General features: G+C 57.2%; 19 protein-coding genes. 7 read left to right on the top strand and 12 right to left on the bottom strand.

Features of this window, described 5'->3' with window-relative positions; all coding sequences use genetic code 11:
- Nucleotides 1–843 (top strand): IS4 family transposase (locus AMM33_RS16730; RefSeq protein WP_228768198.1); only part of this gene is annotated, 843 nt, incomplete at its 5' end.
- A gap of 14 nt (nt 844–857) precedes the next feature.
- Here AMM33_RS16730 and AMM33_RS16725 read toward each other — a convergent pair.
- The 11 genes from AMM33_RS16725 to AMM33_RS16675 all read right to left on the bottom strand — a co-directional run bounded on the left by AMM33_RS16725 (nt 858) and on the right by AMM33_RS16675 (nt 9,880).
- Nucleotides 858–1,871, bottom strand: coding sequence for a YheT family hydrolase (locus AMM33_RS16725; protein WP_090142417.1), 1,014 nt, complete (start codon nt 1,869–1,871; stop codon nt 858–860).
- Between the two features lie 5 nt (nt 1,872–1,876).
- Nucleotides 1,877–2,326 (bottom strand): YybH family protein, encoded by a 450-nt coding sequence (locus tag AMM33_RS16720; protein WP_090142416.1) that lies wholly within the window; start codon nt 2,324–2,326, stop codon nt 1,877–1,879.
- A gap of 332 nt (nt 2,327–2,658) precedes the next feature.
- The gene (locus AMM33_RS16715; protein WP_090142415.1) at nt 2,659–3,072 is read right to left on the bottom strand and encodes a F0F1 ATP synthase subunit epsilon; all 414 of its coding nucleotides are present in this window, start codon (nt 3,070–3,072) and stop codon (nt 2,659–2,661) included.
- A 66-nt stretch (nt 3,073–3,138) separates the two neighbouring features.
- Complete coding sequence (atpD, locus tag AMM33_RS16710; protein ID WP_090142414.1) at nt 3,139–4,542, bottom strand: F0F1 ATP synthase subunit beta; 1,404 nt, start codon at nt 4,540–4,542, stop codon at nt 3,139–3,141.
- Between the two features lie 38 nt (nt 4,543–4,580).
- Nucleotides 4,581–5,465 carry a F0F1 ATP synthase subunit gamma gene (gene atpG / locus AMM33_RS16705; protein WP_090142413.1) on the bottom strand — a complete coding sequence of 295 codons (885 nt, stop codon included), beginning with the start codon at nt 5,463–5,465 and terminating at the stop codon, nt 4,581–4,583.
- Nucleotides 5,466–5,492: 27 nt separating this feature from the next.
- Nucleotides 5,493–7,046, bottom strand: coding sequence for a F0F1 ATP synthase subunit alpha (atpA, locus tag AMM33_RS16700; RefSeq protein WP_090142412.1), 1,554 nt, complete (start codon nt 7,044–7,046; stop codon nt 5,493–5,495).
- A gap of 44 nt (nt 7,047–7,090) precedes the next feature.
- Nucleotides 7,091–7,621: a F0F1 ATP synthase subunit delta gene (locus AMM33_RS16695; protein ID WP_090142411.1), complete on the bottom strand. Its 531-nt coding sequence runs from the start codon at nt 7,619–7,621 to the stop codon at nt 7,091–7,093.
- Between the two features lie 22 nt (nt 7,622–7,643).
- Nucleotides 7,644–8,114 carry a F0F1 ATP synthase subunit B gene (locus AMM33_RS16690; RefSeq protein WP_090142410.1) on the bottom strand — a complete coding sequence of 157 codons (471 nt, stop codon included), beginning with the start codon at nt 8,112–8,114 and terminating at the stop codon, nt 7,644–7,646.
- Nucleotides 8,115–8,150: 36 nt separating this feature from the next.
- Nucleotides 8,151–8,399, bottom strand: coding sequence for a F0F1 ATP synthase subunit C (gene atpE, locus AMM33_RS16685; RefSeq protein ID WP_019429175.1), 249 nt, complete (start codon nt 8,397–8,399; stop codon nt 8,151–8,153).
- Nucleotides 8,400–8,455: 56 nt separating this feature from the next.
- Entirely contained in the window at nt 8,456–9,334 is an 879-nt protein-coding gene (gene atpB / locus AMM33_RS16680; RefSeq protein WP_090142409.1) for a F0F1 ATP synthase subunit A, read from the bottom strand.
- 15 nt (nt 9,335–9,349) lie between these two features.
- Nucleotides 9,350–9,880 carry an ATP synthase subunit I gene (locus AMM33_RS16675; RefSeq protein WP_090142408.1) on the bottom strand — a complete coding sequence of 177 codons (531 nt, stop codon included), beginning with the start codon at nt 9,878–9,880 and terminating at the stop codon, nt 9,350–9,352.
- Nucleotides 9,881–10,074: 194 nt separating this feature from the next.
- Here AMM33_RS16675 and AMM33_RS16670 point away from each other — a divergent pair, with 194 nt between their 5' ends.
- From AMM33_RS16670 to yghU, 6 genes are all read left to right on the top strand, one after another.
- Nucleotides 10,075–10,521 (top strand): CopD family protein, encoded by a 447-nt coding sequence (locus AMM33_RS16670; protein WP_090142407.1) that lies wholly within the window; start codon nt 10,075–10,077, stop codon nt 10,519–10,521.
- Between the two features lie 25 nt (nt 10,522–10,546).
- Nucleotides 10,547–10,846: a DUF493 family protein gene (locus tag AMM33_RS16665; RefSeq protein ID WP_090142406.1), complete on the top strand. Its 300-nt coding sequence runs from the start codon at nt 10,547–10,549 to the stop codon at nt 10,844–10,846.
- Nucleotides 10,847–10,848: 2 nt separating this feature from the next.
- Nucleotides 10,849–11,511, top strand: coding sequence for a lipoyl(octanoyl) transferase LipB (gene lipB / locus AMM33_RS16660; RefSeq protein WP_090142405.1), 663 nt, complete (start codon nt 10,849–10,851; stop codon nt 11,509–11,511).
- A 43-nt stretch (nt 11,512–11,554) separates the two neighbouring features.
- Entirely contained in the window at nt 11,555–12,562 is a 1,008-nt protein-coding gene (lipA, locus tag AMM33_RS16655; RefSeq protein ID WP_090142423.1) for a lipoyl synthase, read from the top strand.
- A 254-nt stretch (nt 12,563–12,816) separates the two neighbouring features.
- Nucleotides 12,817–13,665 carry a CPBP family intramembrane glutamic endopeptidase gene (locus AMM33_RS16650; protein ID WP_090142404.1) on the top strand — a complete coding sequence of 283 codons (849 nt, stop codon included), beginning with the start codon at nt 12,817–12,819 and terminating at the stop codon, nt 13,663–13,665.
- 469 nt (nt 13,666–14,134) lie between these two features.
- Nucleotides 14,135–15,019: a glutathione-dependent disulfide-bond oxidoreductase gene (yghU, locus tag AMM33_RS16640; RefSeq protein ID WP_090142402.1), complete on the top strand. Its 885-nt coding sequence runs from the start codon at nt 14,135–14,137 to the stop codon at nt 15,017–15,019.
- A 3-nt stretch (nt 15,020–15,022) separates the two neighbouring features.
- On the opposite strand, the gene ptsP is transcribed toward yghU, so the two are convergent.
- Nucleotides 15,023–16,771, bottom strand: a complete 1,749-nt coding sequence (gene ptsP / locus AMM33_RS16635; RefSeq protein WP_090142401.1) for a phosphoenolpyruvate--protein phosphotransferase — start codon at nt 16,769–16,771, stop codon at nt 15,023–15,025.
- Nucleotides 16,772–16,783 lie beyond the last annotated feature (12 nt).

The raw sequence follows: 16,783 nt of genomic DNA, 5'->3' as shown, positions 1-16,783 counted from the left end.
CTGTACGCCCAAGACCCTATGGGCTTGGATTTGGATGCCACCGTCTACGCCTTGGACTCCACCGCCATCGACCTGTGTCTGGGTTTGTTCGACTGGGCACCGTTTCGCTCCACCAAGGCCGCTGTGAAGATGCACACCTTGCTGGACTTGCGCGGTTCCATCCCCGCCTTCATCCACATCAGCGACGGCAAGATGCACGATGTGCATGTGCTGGACATACTGCCCATCGAGGCGGGCGCTTTCTACATCATGGACAGGGGCTATCTGGACTTCTCTCGCCTGTACACCATGCACCAGTGCGCCGCCTTCTTCGTGACCCGTGCCAGGAGCAATATGAACGCCCGGCGTGTGTACTCGGCCCCTGTAGACAGAACCACGGGCCTTGTCTGCGATCAGACCATTGCGCTCAATGGGCACTACGCCAGCAAGGACTACCCCGAGCACTTGCGGCGCATCAAGTTCAAGGACCCGCAAACGGGAAAGGTGCTGGTCTTTCTGACCAACAACATGACACTGCCAGCGTTGACCATCACAGCCCTGTACAAGAACCGTTGGCAGGTCGAGTTGTTCTTCAAATGGATCAAGCAGCATCTGCGCATCAAGAAGTTTTTGGGCGCCAGCGAGAACGCGGTCAAGACGCAAATTTGGTGCGCCGTGGCCACTTACGTGCTGATTGCCATTGTCAAGAAGGAGTTGCAATTGAAGGCCTCGCTCTACACTTTTCTACAGATTTTGTCGGTGTCTGTTTTCGAGAAAACACCGATTTCATGCGCCTTGCAGACCGATGCTTACACAACAGCACCACCTGAGTGCGCTAAGCAGTTGAATTTGTTCACTTTTTAACCGGACACTACTGCTCATCCATATGTTTTCACCTGATCAAGTTGAGCCGCGCCTGATGTGTACATTAACCACTGGCCTACAGCTTCGGGTAGCCCTCTGACATGACTGGGCCATGGCCCTTGTGCAAAGCCGACATGCCCGCCTTCTTTCGGTTGCCACAGGGTAACTTCATCAGATACGTCCACTGCTTGCGGCAAGCTGTCAACAGGAACAAAAGGATCATTGAGCGCATTCAGCGCTAAAGCAGGGATGCGTATATCTTTCATCAAGGGTTTTGCAGATGCTCTGCGCCAGTATTCGTCAGTATTCCTGAATCCATGCACAGGTGCTGTAAACACATTATCAAACTCATACAAGTCACGTGCAGACAGTAACTTACAGCGATCGAAAAGGCCTGGATGCTGAGACCATTTCGCCAATGCTTTTGGCTTCATGGTTCGTAAAAACATTCTTGTGTAGACCTGCCGGTTAAATCCCTGACCTATGGCATTGCCGCTCTTTACCAAATCCAATGGTGAGCAGATTGACGCTACAGCATCGGCAGTGATTTTTGCATGGTGGCCATGCTCTGCAGCCCAGCGCATCAATGCGTTGCCACCCAATGAGACCCCGGCAGCGATCAGTGTCCGCCCTCCATGGAGCTGATGCTCCCGTCGTAAACGCCGCAAAACCCAATCAACTTCTTCATGATCACCTGAATGGTAGGCGCGCGGTGCGATGTTGAGTTCGCCGCTGCATCCTCGGAAATGTGGAATGGCTAGATTCACATCAAAGGCAGCAGCCCAATCGGCAAACGACTGGGCGTAATGGCTTTTCGAAGAGCCCTCCAAACCATGAAAAAGCACTAACAAGGGTCGAACTCGATGGCTGGCAACTTGAAAATCAACATCAATAAAATCCTGATCAGGTGTCATCCATCTTTCACGATTCAAGACCTTGGGCGGCTTCAATCGGGTCTTGGCATAAAGCGCTGACCAGATGGTCTGTGCATGTCCTCCAGGTAACCACAATGGTGGGCTGTAATTCATGTTGATCAATGAAGCACTGCGGGTTTGAAGCCTACGTCTGCAGAATCATTGGCCGTACCCGAGCTGGCGTGGTGTGCGACCATGCGCCAACCCTGTGGGGTTTTATGATAAACATTGGTGGCAATCACATAAGCTTGCTTGGGTCCTTGTGGCGTCATGACTTCCACCCTCTCAACGAGGTGATGCACTGAACTGGCCAAGGACTCAACTTTGTGAACGCGCTGAGGATGAGCTTGTACGCTGCCGTTGACGAACATCGCCTCAAAAACAGCTCGAATCGCGCCAGCACCAATGTGACGCGGACCACCGGGATGGACGCAAACAATGTCATCCTCTTCTGCCCAGCAAGTCATGAGTTGTTGAATGTCGGCATGATGCAGCGCCTCATAAAAGGCTTGCTCGATGTCGTCAGGCGTTCCCCCCACGATAGCAGCTTGAATTTTGGCTTTTTTCATGCGTACTCGTTCAGAACTCAAATGTTCGGATATTTTGCCGTGTTTATTGATTCAATGACTGTGAACAGGCTTACGGTGGCTGTGTGCTTCAACGTTCATGGCTCGTACACACCATGCTGACCCAGCACTGCAATCCATGTCATTCATCCACCTTGCTTCTGAACGCGAATCCTATGGAGTTAACGTTCATTGATGTGTAAATCATCTAAACCAACCCATTTAAATAATTACCTGTTTTACCCTTGAGAAGAACAAAATAAAAAACCCGGTCACATGCTGTGCCGGGTTTTCATGATGGTGGACAAACTTCACCAACACCTGTCTTAAAGATGTTATTTTTTGCGGTAGCGACGCAAAGCTGACAACTGAGCCGCCAAGATGAGCAACTCATTTTGCGCAATGCTCATGTCAATTTCGCTCTTGGCTTTGTTCAAAGCCTCCTCAGCAGCGGCTTTGGCAGCGTTGGATTTTTCTTCGTCGAGGTCTTTGCCTCGGATCGCGGTGTCCGACATCACGGTCACGCAGTCGGGCTGCACTTCCAGAATGCCACCGGCCACGAAAACGAATTCCTCGCCGCCGTCAGCCTTTTCGATGCGAACCGACCCGGCCTTGATGCGGGTGATCAGCGGTGTGTGGCGTGGGTAAATGCCCAGTTCGCCAGACTCACCGGGCAAGGCCACGAATCGGGCTTCACCCGACCAGATGGACTCTTCGGCACTGACCACATCAACGTGGATGGTGTTCATGTTTACTCCTTAAAAAGGTGCTTTGAAGCGGGCGTCGGGGAGCAAATGCCACCCCGAGGCACAGCTTTAAGCGGCCTTTTTGGCCTTCTCGAAAGCTTCGTCGATGGTGCCGACCATGTAGAAGGCTTGCTCTGGCAGGTGATCGCACTCGCCAGCCACAATCATCTTGAAACCACGGATGGTTTCGGCCAAGGTGACGTACTTGCCTGGCGAACCGGTGAACACTTCCGCAACGTGGAAAGGCTGCGACAGGAAACGCTGGATCTTGCGGGCACGGGCAACGGCCAACTTGTCTTCAGGCGCCAAGTCGTCCATGCCCATGATGGCGATGATGTCACGCAGTTCGCGGTAACGCTGCAATGTGCCTTGCACAGCGCGGGCTGTTTCGTAGTGGTCTTGACCGACCACCAGAGGATCGAGCTGACGGCTGGTGGAATCCAAAGGATCCACAGCGGGGTAGATACCCAGCGAAGCGATGTCACGGGACAACACCACGGTGGAGTCCAAGTGCGCGAAGGTGGTTGCTGGTGAGGGGTCGGTCAAGTCATCCGCTGGCACGTAAACGGCCTGGATCGATGTGATGGAGCCCACTTTGGTGGAGGTGATACGCTCTTGCAAACGGCCCATTTCTTCGGCCAGTGTAGGCTGGTAACCCACAGCAGAAGGCATACGACCCAACAAGGCGGACACTTCGGTACCGGCCAGTGTGTAGCGGTAGATGTTGTCCACGAAGAACAACACGTCTTTGCCTTCGTCACGGAAGGATTCGGCGATGGTCAGACCGGTCAAGGCGACGCGCAAACGGTTGCCTGGTGGCTCGTTCATCTGACCGTACACCATGGCCACTTTGGACTCGGGCAGGTTCTCGAGGTTCACGACACCGGAGTCGGCCATCTCGTGGTAGAAGTCGTTACCTTCACGGGTACGCTCACCCACACCAGCGAACACGGACAAACCGCTGTGCGCCTTGGCGATGTTGTTGATGAGTTCCATCATGTTCACGGTCTTGCCCACACCGGCACCACCGAACAAGCCCACCTTACCGCCTTTGGCGAAGGGGCACACCAAGTCAATCACCTTGATGCCGGTTTCCAGCAGCTCTTGCGAAGGCGACAGTTCGTCGTACGCAGGGGCTTTGCGGTGAATGGAGGCGGTCAGTTCCTGGCTCACTGGACCGCGTTCGTCGATGGGTGCACCCAACACGTCCATGATGCGGCCCAGAGTGGCCTTGCCCACGGGGACGGTGATGGGGTTGCCGGTGTTGGACACCATCAAGCCACGACGCAAGCCGTCGGAAGAACCGAGCGCAATGGTGCGCACGATGCCGTCGCCGAGTTGCTGCTGCACTTCCAGGGTCAGCGCGGAGCCTTCCATTTTGAGCGCGTCATAAACTTTGGGCATCTGGTTGCGTGGAAATTCCACGTCGACCACAGCGCCAATACACTGAACAATTTTTCCTTGGGCTTGCATTTTTCGCTCCAAATAATTTGAATTTGCAGAACTGGGAATCAACCGCTGATCGCGGCTGCGCCAGAGACGATTTCCGACAGTTCTTTGGTGATGGCGGCTTGACGGGTCTTGTTGTAGACGAGCTTGAGCTCGCCGATCACATTGCCGGCGTTGTCGGTCGCTGCCTTCATGGCCACCATACGGGCGGCATGCTCGGAGGCCATGTTTTCAGCCACGGCCTGATAGGCCAAAGCTTCTGCATAGCGGACCAACAGCTCATCAATGACCGTCTGGGCATCGGGCTCGTAGATGTAATCCCAAGCGTGCGTGTGACCTGCTGCTTTGGTTTCGGCCTGCATGTCGGCCGCAGACAAAGGCAGCAGCATGTCGATGGTGGGCACTTGAGCCATGGTGCTGACAAACTTGTTGTAGCACAGGTACACCGCGCTCACTTCACCCGCAGCGTAAGCATCGAGCAGCACCTTGACGGGGCCAATGAGCTTGTCCAGGTGCGGCTTGTCGCCCAATTGCGTCACATGCGCCACCACCTTGGCATTGACCCGGTTCAGAAAACCGAGGCCTTTGCCGCCGATGGCCACCGCCATGGGCGTTTTGCCTTGGGCTTGTGTTTCACGCAGTTGAGCCGTCAACGCGCGCAACAAGTTGGTGTTCAAGCCACCGCACAAACCCTTGTCCGTGGTCACCACAATGAAGCCCACCGACTTGCCGTCGTTGCGCTGCATGAAGGGGTGCACGTACTCAGGGTTGGCCTGACCGAGATGGGTCGCAATGGTGCGAATCTTCTCGCTGTAAGGCCGGGCCGTGCGCATACGCTCCTGCGCTTTGCGCATTTTGGAGACGGAAATCATCTCCATGGCCTTGGTGATCTTCTTGGTGTTTTCCACCGATTTGATCTTGGTGCGTAGTTCCTTGCCCGATGCCATCAGAGGCTCCTTTTGATCAGGTAGAAATTAAGCAAAGCTTTTCTTGAAAGCGGCCACGGCGGTGTTCAATTCGGCTTCAGCCTCTTTGTCCAGTGCTTTGGAGCTTTCGATCTTGGCCAGCAATGCGGCGCACGAGTCCTTCAGGTAAGCGTGCAAGCCGTGCTCGAAGGCCAGGACTTTCTTGACATCGATGTCGTCCATGTAACCCTTGTTCACCGCAAACAGGCTGGCACCCATCAGGCTGATGGACAGCGGGCTGTACTGGGCTTGCTTGAGCAATTCGGTCACGCGGGCACCACGGTCAAGCTGCTTGCGTGTGGACTCGTCCAGATCGGAAGCGAACTGCGCAAACGCAGCCAATTCACGGTACTGGGCCAAGTCGGTACGGATACCGCCGGACTGGCCTTTGATGATCTTGGTCTGGGCCGAGCTACCCACGCGAGACACCGAAACACCGGCGTTGATCGCAGGGCGGATACCGGCGTTGAACAGGCTGGTTTCCAGGAAGATCTGACCGTCTGTGATCGAAATCACGTTGGTGGGCACGAAAGCAGACACGTCACCGGCTTGGGTTTCGATGATGGGCAGTGCCGTCAAGGAACCTGTTTTGCCTTTGACGGCGCCTTTGGTGAAAGCTTCGACGTAGTCGGCGTTCACGCGGGCTGCGCGCTCGAGCAAACGGCTGTGCAAATAGAACACGTCGCCAGGGTAGGCTTCGCGGCCTGGTGGGCGGCGCAAGAGCAGCGACACTTGACGGTAAGCCACGGCTTGCTTGGACAGATCGTCATACACGATCAAAGCGTCTTCGCCACGGTCACGGAAGTATTCGCCCATGGTGCAGCCGGAGTAGGCAGACACGTATTGCATCGCGGCAGATTCAGAGGCAGAAGCAGCCACCACGATGGTGTATTCCATTGCGCCAGCTTGTTCCAAAGCGCGCACCACGTTCTTGATCGACGAGGCTTTTTGACCAATCGCGACGTAAACGCAGGTCATGTTCTGACCCTTCTGGTTGATGATGGCGTCGATCGCGACGGCAGTCTTGCCGGTCTGACGGTCACCAATGATCAATTCGCGCTGGCCACGGCCCACGGGCACCATGGAGTCGATCGACTTCAGGCCGGTTTGCATGGGTTGGTCAACCGATTTACGAGCGATCACACCAGGAGCGACTTTTTCGATCACATCGGTCATCTTGGCGTTGATCGGGCCTTTGCCGTCGATCGGCTGACCCAAAGCGTTCACCACACGGCCAATCAGTTCGGGGCCGACGGGCACCTCCAGAATACGTCCGGTGCACTTGACCGTGTCGCCTTCGGAGATGTGCTCGTACTCGCCCAAGATCACGGCGCCCACCGAGTCACGCTCGAGGTTCAGGGCCAGACCGTAGGTGGCAGCACCATCAGCAGTGGCTGGGAATTCGAGCATTTCGCCCTGCATCACATCGGACAGGCCGTGCACGCGAACGATACCGTCGGTCACGGACACCACGGTGCCTTGGTTGCGGATATCGGCGCTGGCGGACAGCCCTTCAATGCGGCTCTTGATCAGTTCAGAAATTTCTGCGGGATTGAGTTGCATGACTCTTTCCTTCTTTCTTTAAATATGTCCGGTCTCCATCCGCATCAAGCGGTGAGGGCCGATTTCATTTGTTCCAGTCGGGCCTTGACCGAGGTATCGAGTACCTCGTCGCCCACCACCACACGGATGCCGCCGATCAAGGCAGCATCGAGCTCGACGCTCACATTGAGCTTGCGCGCAAAGCGTTTTTCGAGCGTGGACGACAAGTCGGCCAAAGCCGATGCGTCGATGGGGAATGCGCTGTAGACCACCGCGTCAGCGGTGCCACCTTGTGCATTCATGAGGGCTCGGTACTGCTGTGCAACCACAGGCAGCGCACTGAGACGGCGGTTTTCGATCACCAGGCGCAGGAAGTTCTTGCCAGCCTCGGGCAGTGCTGTGCGCACCACACCGGAGATCAGGTCAAACGCCTGCTCGTCGGACACTTTGGGGCTGTCGATGAACTGCTGCAGTTGCGCATTGTCGGCAACGACAGCGAGTTCATCCAGCCAAGCGGCCGTGCCAGCAAGATCGGATGCCTGCGCCTTGAACAGCGCTTCGGCATAAGGGCGGGCGATGGTAGCAAGTTCTGCCATGGTCTTCTCTGGCTGGAGCTTCTTACAGCTCGGTCTTGAGGCGGCTCAGCAGATCAGCGTGGACACCGGCGTTGACTTCCTTGCGGAGAATCTGCTCGGCGCCTTTGACGGCCAAGGCAGCGACTTGCTCACGCAGAGCTTCGCGGGCCTTGACTGCTTGCTGCTCGGCTTCGGCCTTGGCAGCGGCGATGATCTTGTTGCCTTCTTCGGTGGCACGTGCTTTGGCTTCGTCAACGATGCCATTTGCACGGCGCTCGGCGTCAGCCAGGCGCGAAGCCGTCTCGTTGCGCGACTTGGCCAACTCGGACTCAACACGCGCATTGGCGCTCGAGAGTTCGGCTTTGGCTTTGTCGGCGGCAGCGAGGCCGTCAGCGATTTTCTGTGCCCGTTCGTCGAGCGCTTTTGTGATCGGGGGCCACACGAATTTCATCGTGAACCACACCAGAATCGCAAAAACGATCATCTGAATGAACAGAGTAGCGTTAATGTTCACGGTTGTGTCCTTCTTCTGATGGAAGAGGTACGTGGATTACTTCAGAACGAAGGGGTTGGCGAACGCGAACAGCAAAGCGATGGCCACACCGATCAGGAACGCAGCGTCGATCAGACCCGCCAAGATGAACATCTTGGTTTGCAGTTCGTTCATCAACTCAGGTTGACGAGCCGAAGACTCGAGGAATTTACCGCCCATCAAAGCGATACCGATGGAGGCACCGATAGCGCCCAGACCAACGATCAAACCACATGCCAATGCCACCAGGCCGAGAATGTTTTCCATGAGAAGCTCCTAAAAGTGAAGAGAAAAAGAAACGAGAAACAAGGGAAAAAGAGTCATCAATGTGCGTCGTGCGCTTGACCTGTGTAGATCAGCGTCAACATCATAAAGATGAAGGCTTGCAAGGTGATGACCAGGATGTGGAACAAAGTCCACACTGTGCCAGCAAGGATGTGACCAATGGCCAAACCCACGCCAGTTGCAGACAATGCCCAGCCGCCACCCATCAGGGCAATCAACATGAACACCAACTCACCCGCAAACATGTTGCCAAACAGTCGCATGCCATGCGAAACCGTCTTGGCCAAATATTCAATCATCTGCATCAGGAAGTTGACTGGCCACAGGGCCCAGTGGTCACCGAATGGTGCAGCAATCAGTTCGTGCGCCCAGCCGCCCAAGCCTTTGATCTTGATGTTGTAGACCAAGCAAATGAAAAGCACAGAGCAAGACAGGCCCAATGTGGTGGACAAGTCGGCTGTGGGCACCACGCGCATGTAATCCTTGAAGCCCAAAGCTGGACCCGCTGCATGCCAAGCGGCAGGAATCAGGTCGACAGGCAACATGTCCATCGCGTTCATCAGGAAGATCCAGACGAAGACGGTCAAGGCCAATGGAGAGATGAGTTTGCGGCTTTTGGCGTTGTGGATCACGCCTTTGGCCTGGTTTTCCACCATTTCGGACAGGATCTCAACCGCTGCTTGGAAGCGGCCGGGCACGCCAGAAGTGGCTTTGCGGGCACCGGCCCACAACACGAAACAACCGATCACACCCAGAACGATCGAATAAAAGACCGAGTCAAGGTTGAACAAACTGAAGTCAACGATGCTCGTTTGCTTGACGCCTTCAAATGAAAAGTTCATTTGCAGATGTTGCAAGTGATGCTGGATGTACTCTCCAGCCGTTGGGGCGTGCGCGCCAGCGTTTTCAGCAGCCATAAATCACCAATCAGTTCAAAAAAGGGTCGGTTTCGATTTGCGTTGCATCCAGCCCAGCGCCATGGCCAGCCAGTACACCTTCATCGTCACCACGAAACCGGCCACCAAGGCAAGCCAGCTCAGATCAGAAATCACTTTGGGCGCCACCAAAAGCAACGCCACGGTCAAGACAATCTTGACCAACTCCCACACCATCAAGCCCATCAAAGCAGAGCCCGGCTGGGTGCGCCGCATTTGTCGGCTCAAGGCCCGCACAAACACCACGGCAGGAACCACCACCGCCACCGAACCCCAGGCTGACGACAGGGCAAGCTTCCACTCGCCCGTAAACAGCCCCGTCATGAGCGCCAGCAAAGCACCCACCCCCACCTGCAAGAGCAGCACGCGCCAAGGCGAAGCCTGAGGGTTGTGTTGCCGCCAGGCCTGCGCCTCTTGGGCGCTCAGGGGCTTGAATTCGGGCTCGAGACCTTCATCTGCAGCATCTGGCGTGTCTTGATGCAACCCTAGTTGAGCACCCGTTTTAGGGGTTGAGGCGATTTTGGTCATCTCAAATTACACCGGGGTTACGAACGCGGCAAATCCTGCAAAGCCTACGATTATACGTAGAAACCCGTGCGCCCTGACTTTTTTTGATCACACGTCAATGGACCCACAGTCGGTGCGTCCATGTGCAGCAGCGACAATCGGGTTTCGCCCCATAGGGCAGATCACTGTTTCACCCCTTTTTTATCGGCCCCAATATGTACGAATGGTTTAAATTTTTTCATCTGGCAGCGGGCATCGTCTGGCTGGGCGGCATGGCCCTGGTCATTCTGGCGCTGCGCCCAGTGGCCACTGCCCGGATGGCCCCTCCCGAGCGCCTCGCCCTGATGTCGGGCGTCCTGACCCGATTTTTCGCCATGGTCTGGATCTCGATTGCCCTGATCTTGGCCACAGGTTTCTGGATGCTGTCGATGTCCGACATGAAGCTCGCCCCCAAAGGCTGGCACGCCATGTCGGGCCTGGGGCTGCTGATGTGCCTGATTTTTGCGCACATCTGGTTTGCGCCCTTTCGCCGCCTCAAAGCTGCCGTGGCGAATTCGGATTGGCCTGCAGCGGGCAAGGCTTTGGGGCAAATTCACCCCTTGGTGCTGACCAATTTTGCTTTGGGCTGGCTGGCGGTTTTGGCGGTCATCGTCTGGCGTTAAGCTAGCGGGCCTAAGGGACTATTTCATGAGCGCATCCATCACACCACCGGCAGGCATCGACCCGCGCAAAGACACCCTGATCGAGTACCCCTCGATCTTTCCAATCAAGGTCATGGGTGCCATGGTCGACGGCTTTGCCGAAGCCATGTGCCAAGTGGCCCTGCAGTTCGACCCCGGCTTTGACCCCGCCACCATCGAATTGCGCCCCAGCAAAGGCGGGAACTACCTGGGTGTGACGCTCAGCATCACGGCCACCAGCCGCGAACAACTCGACGACCTTTACCGTGCCCTGACCTCGCACCCCATGGTCAAAATCGTGCTTTGAGCATGGACATCCGGCTTCTTGGGCAAGTGGACTACTTGCCAACCTACGAAGCGATGCAGACCTTCACGGCCAACCGCACCTTGGACACGCCCAACGAGCTGTGGCTGTGCGAACACCCGCCTGTGTTCACCCAAGGGCTGGCGGGCCAGGCCTCGCACCTCTTGACGCCCGGCGACATTCCGGTGGTCCAGACCAACCGGGGCGGACAAGTCACTTTTCACGGTCCCGGCCAAGTCATGGCTTACCCCTTGGTCAACCTGCAGCGCGCCGGGTACTACGTCAAGGAATACGTCTTCAAGCTGGAAGAGTCGGTCATCCGCACCCTGGCGCACTTTGGCGTGACGGGTCACCGGGTGGCGGGCGCCCCGGGTATTTACGTGCGCCTGAACGACCCCTTCAGCCACGCGGCCCTGGTCGGCCCGGCCCCAGCGGGCGATCCGTTCAAGGGCCTGGGCAAGATCAGCGCTTTGGGCATCAAAGTCAGCCGCCACTGCACTTACCACGGCGCGGCCCTGAACGTGGCCATGGACCTTCAACCCTTTGAGCGTATCAACCCCTGTGGTTATGCCGGCCTGAAAACCGTGGACCTTTTTACAATCGGTGTTGAAACCACCTGGGACGATGCTGCCCGTGTGCTGGCAGGCCAACTCGCCGCCCGACTCTGAAACGCCTCCTGACCTGCCGCCGAGCGGCCACCGAAAGAATCCGATGAGCAACATCCCGACCGAACGCCAAGTGGTACGCGAAGCGCAAAGCGTTGAAAACTACGACCCCATGGCCAAGCAAAAGGCCGCCGCCAAACTCTCGCGCCTTCCGGTCAAGGTCGAACAGGCCGAAGTGCTGAAAAAGCCCGAATGGATCCGCGTCAAAGCGGGCTCGCCCACCACCCGTTTTTACGAAATCAAGGACGTGCTGCGGGCCAACAAACTGGTGACCGTGTGCGAAGAGGCCAGTTGCCCCAACATCGGCGAATGCTTTGGCAAGGGCACGGCCACCTTCATGATCATGGGCGACAAGTGCACACGGCGCTGCCCGTTTTGCGACGTGGGCCACGGCCGCCCCGACCCGCTGGATGTGAACGAACCCGACAACCTGGCCAAGACCATTGCCCAGCTCCAACTGAAATATGTGGTCATCACCAGCGTGGACCGCGACGATTTGCGTGACGGCGGCGCCGGACATTTTGTGGAATGCATTCGCAAAACCCGTGAACTCTCGCCCATCACCCAAATCGAAGTGCTGGTGCCCGACTTCCGGGGCCGCGACGACCGCGCCCTGGAGATTTTGAAAGCCGCGCCGCCCGACGTGATGAACCACAACATGGAAACCGTGCCGCGCCTGTACAAAGAAGCGCGCCCTGGTTCGGACTACCAGTTCTCGCTGAACCTGCTGAAAAAATTCAAGGCGCTGTTCCCGAATGTGCCGACCAAGAGCGGCCTGATGGTCGGCCTGGGCGAAACCGACGAAGAAATCCTGGACGTCATGCGTGACATGCGTGCGCACAACATCGAGATGCTCACCATTGGCCAGTACCTCGCCCCCAGCAACAGCCACCTGCCGGTGCGTCGCTACGTGCACCCCGACACCTTCAAGATGTTCGAGGCCAAGGCCTACGAAATGGGGTTCAGCCACGCCGCAGTGGGGGCGATGGTCAGATCCAGCTACCACGCCGACCAGCAGGCACATTTGGCGCACCTGAACACCCCGGCCCGCTGACCCACCAGCGACCAAGCACCTGGGCAGGCCAGCCTACGTGCCCTCGGGTTTCAAGCAGCCCTCTTCTGCAGGCCTTTGAAGTCGCTAAAGGCGGTGCTGCCGAACAAAAGGCGCGGTGACAGGCTCACCGGCCTGCTTTGTCCTTGAATGCCATGGTGTCAGAAAAAAACTGAGCAAGGCCTTGGCACAAGTTTTTCCCGAACTCAGCAAGGTTCTCACAAGCATTCAAACACCCTGGAATAAATTTCCAAAGCATGAAATCACTGCCGACCAATACTGAAAATTCACTCACTTATCGCCTTCTGAAACACCCACTTGTCCGTTTGGTCCTGGGCATGGTCTTCGTATCACTTGGGACGATGGGCGCAAGAATTGTCATGCTCGAATGGATGGGGGCGGCAGAGATAGTTGGTGGCACCGCCGTGTTGTGCTGTGGCATCTTGAGCTACATCCTGTTTGTCCGACTGATCGAAAAACGACCCGTCAACGAATTGGCCTTGAACCAGGCCGTTCCCCACACACTCTATGGCCTGCTGATCGGCTGGTTGCTGATGAGCAGCGCCGTCGCCGTGCTCTACTGGCAAGGTTTTTACCAAATCACGGCCTACAACGGCCTGCACGCCATGGCCGGTTCACTGATGGTCGGCCTCGTGCCGGCCTTCTTGGAAGAAATCATGTTCCGCGCACTCATCTTCAGACTGCTCCAAGAATGGCTGGGCAGCTGGGTCGCGCTGTTGGCATCCGGCGTCCTTTTTGGTCTGGTGCACATCGTCAATCCTGGCGCCACGCTCTGGTCCAGTCTGGCCATTGGGCTCGAAGCCGGCGTGCTCCTTGGAGCTGCCTACCTTCTCACGCGCACACTCTGGCTGGCCATCGGCATCCACTTCGCCTGGAATTTCAGTCAAAGCGGACTTTATGGGTTGCCCACCTCTGGCATCCAGACCACCGGTCTCGTCAAAGCCCAAATGTCGGGGCCAGAAATCCTGACGGGCGGCAGCTTCGGGATCGAAAGCTCGATCCTGGCCGTTGTGTTCTGCCTCGGCGCTGCAGTCATCATGCTTTGGCGTGCCCCAAAACACCCATCTGCTCATTCGGCCCCATGAGCCTCACCGAAAAAGTCGAAGTGGGCAGGGCGGGCATGCGCACTGTGGGCCAACTGGTCTGAGAAGTACAGGACGACCTCACCCCCATTGGAGTCCCTCGTGACCTCGATGGGAACTGGCCGATTGGTTTCTGCTTCAATGAAAAAAAGGGCGATGTGCAGGCCAGATGGCGCCAACAAGGCATCGGTGCGGCTTTCGGCCTGTGCCCATTCGTCTTGTGGGTCGGCGCTAACCGCCTCTTGCTGCAAGGCTTGACAGGTCAGCCTTTGGCGGATGGTTTTGTCATGAGGGCAAAGGCGACTTGCTCGTCAATAGTCTTTTAAAAAATGAGTTTCAGTGATCACAAGGCCCGCACCATCACGCATGGAATCGGTCAACGCCTGGGCCGGGTGCCAGCGCTGCGAGGAACGGGCTTTTCCCCTAAACTTGCCCCACCCAAGGCGCTCACGCCCTCTACCTCAAAGCCCCCATGACCGACACCCCCCCTGACGCCACCGCCTACACCCCCCCCAAAGTCTGGACCTGGAACAAGGCCAACGGTGGGCGATTTGCCAACATCAACCGCCCCATTGCCGGCCCCACACACGAGCAGGAACTGCCACGCGGCAAACACCCGCTGCAGCTGTATTCGCTGGGAACCCCCAACGGCGTCAAGGTCACCGTCATGCTCGAAGAGTTGTTGGCCCTGGGGCATTCGGGTGCCGAATACGATGCCTGGTTGATCCGCATCCAGGAGGGCCAGCAATTCAGCAGCGGCTTTGTGAATGTCAACCCGAACTCCAAAATCCCGGCTCTGCTCGATTACAGCGGCGAAAAACCGGTGCGGGTGTTCGAGTCGGGGTCCATCTTGTTGTACTTGGCCGAAAAGTTTGGTGCCTTGGTGCCCACCGATCCAGCCCAACGTGCCGAATGCCTGTCATGGCTGTTCTGGCAAATGGGCAGCGCCCCTTATCTGGGCGGTGGCTTTGGGCATTTTTATGCCTATGCGCCGTTCAAGATCGAATACGCCATCGACCGATTTGCCATGGAAGTCAAGCGCGAGATGGATGTGCTGAACCGGCGTTTGGCCGAGAGCCGCTTCATTGCCGGCGACGACTACACCATCGCAGACATTGCCATCTGGCCTTGGTACGGCGGCATGGCCAAGGGCACCATGTACGAAGCAGGAGAATTTTTGCAGGTGCACGAGTACGAACACGTCAACCGCTGGGCTGATGAGTTGGCACAACGCCCTGCCGTGCAACGCGGACGTATGGTCAACCGGGTCATCGGGGCACCCGAGAGCCAGTTGCACGAACGCCATGACGCGAGCGATTTCGACACCCTCACGCAAGACAAAATCGCCAAGACCTGACGCTCAAGTGGTCATGCAGCTGGCGGGATCTTCCGAGTCCAGCACCTGGCCCGCCCATAGCGCCAGCTTGGCGGTGTCTGACCTCAGCACCTGGTGTTTGACCGACAGAATCTGAGACGGGTGCATAGAAAAACTGCGCAAACCCAAACCCAGCAGCAAACGGGTCATGGTCACATCACCCGCCATTTCTCCGCAGACCGACACGCCCTTGCCCTGTCTTTGACACTCGACAATGGTGTCGGCAATCAGGCGCAAGACAGCAGGGTGAAGTGGGTCGTACAAGTGCGCCACCGATTCATCGGCCCGGTCAATGGCCAAGGTGTACTGGATCAAGTCGTTGGTCCCGATGGAGAGGAAATCAAAGTACTTGAGAAAGAGCCGCAAGGACAAAGCGGCCGCCGGGATCTCGATCATGGCCCCCAGATGCACAGGTCCATAGGCCACGCCTCGTCGATCCAATTCGTGGCGGGCCTGGTCGATCAAGCCCATGGTTTGGCGAATTTCGCTGCCATGCGCCAACATGGGAATGAGCAAATTGACTTTACCGTGGGCAGCGGCACGCAAGATGGCCCGCAACTGCGTCAAGAACATGGCGGGGTCCGCCAGACTCCAACGGATAGCCCGCAAGCCCAAAGCAGGGTTCAGGTGCGCGGCATCGCGGCGCACCTCATCAATGGGTTTGTCCGCCCCCACGTCGACCGTACGGATGGTGACCGGTAAGCCATTCATGCCGTCTACGGCACGGCGGTAAGCCTGGTATTGCTCATCCTCGCCAGGCAAATCACCCTTGCGGCCCATGAAAAGGAATTCGCTGCGGAACAAGCCCACGCCCACAGCCCCCGCGGTGATCGCGGCAGCGGTGTCTTCAGGCATCTCGATGTTGGCCAGCAATTCGATTTTTTGGCCATCGAGCGTGACCGCCGGGGTGTGGCGCAATCGGGCCAGCCGCTCACGCTCCAGGTCGCCCTGTCGTTGCTTGAAACCATAGTCGGCCAAGATGATCGGTGACGGATCGACGATGACTACGCCCGCATCGCCGTCGATGATGACCCAGTCGTCTTGCTTGATCAGCTGACTGGCGGTGCGGGCACCCACAACAGCAGGAATGTCCAGACTGCGCGCGACGATGGCCGTATGGGAGGTTTTGCCGCCCACATCGGTCACAAACCCGGTGAACACACTTTGCTTGAACTGCAGCATGTCGGCGGGCGACAAATCGTGGGCAATCAAGACCAAGGGCACGTCGGTGTCACCCAGCTGCAACTCTTGTTGGGGCCGCGTGGGGCGGGTGACCTTGGTCACCAGCGAGCCCGTACCCTTGAGGCTGTGCAGCACACGCTCTGCGACCTGCTCCACATCGGCTTTTCTCTCGCGAAGATACGGATCGTCCATCTCGTCAAACTGACGCGCAATGATTTCGAGCTGGCTGCTCAACGCCCATTCGGCGTTGTACAAACGCTCCTTGATCCAATGCACCACACTGGTGTTGAGTTCTTCGTCCATCAGCAACATCAGGTGCACATCCAGCAACGCAGCCAACTCGTGTGGCGCATCTTTGGGCATGTCGAGTTGCAAGCGTTGTAGTTCGTCGATCACGGCATCGCGGGCTGAACGCATGCGGTCGATCTCGGTCGGCACTTGCTCTGGCTTGATGAAATAGTGCGCCACATCGACGCGGCTGGAAGCCATCAGTACAGCACGGCCAATCGCAATGCCCCGAGCTACTGCCAAACCATGAACGCTGAAGGTCATCGCAGTGACTCC

The organism is Limnohabitans sp. DM1, assembly GCF_001269385.1.
Taxonomy (GTDB): domain Bacteria; phylum Pseudomonadota; class Gammaproteobacteria; order Burkholderiales; family Burkholderiaceae_C; genus Limnohabitans_A.
This window is presented reverse-complemented; position numbering and strand designations above follow the sequence as displayed.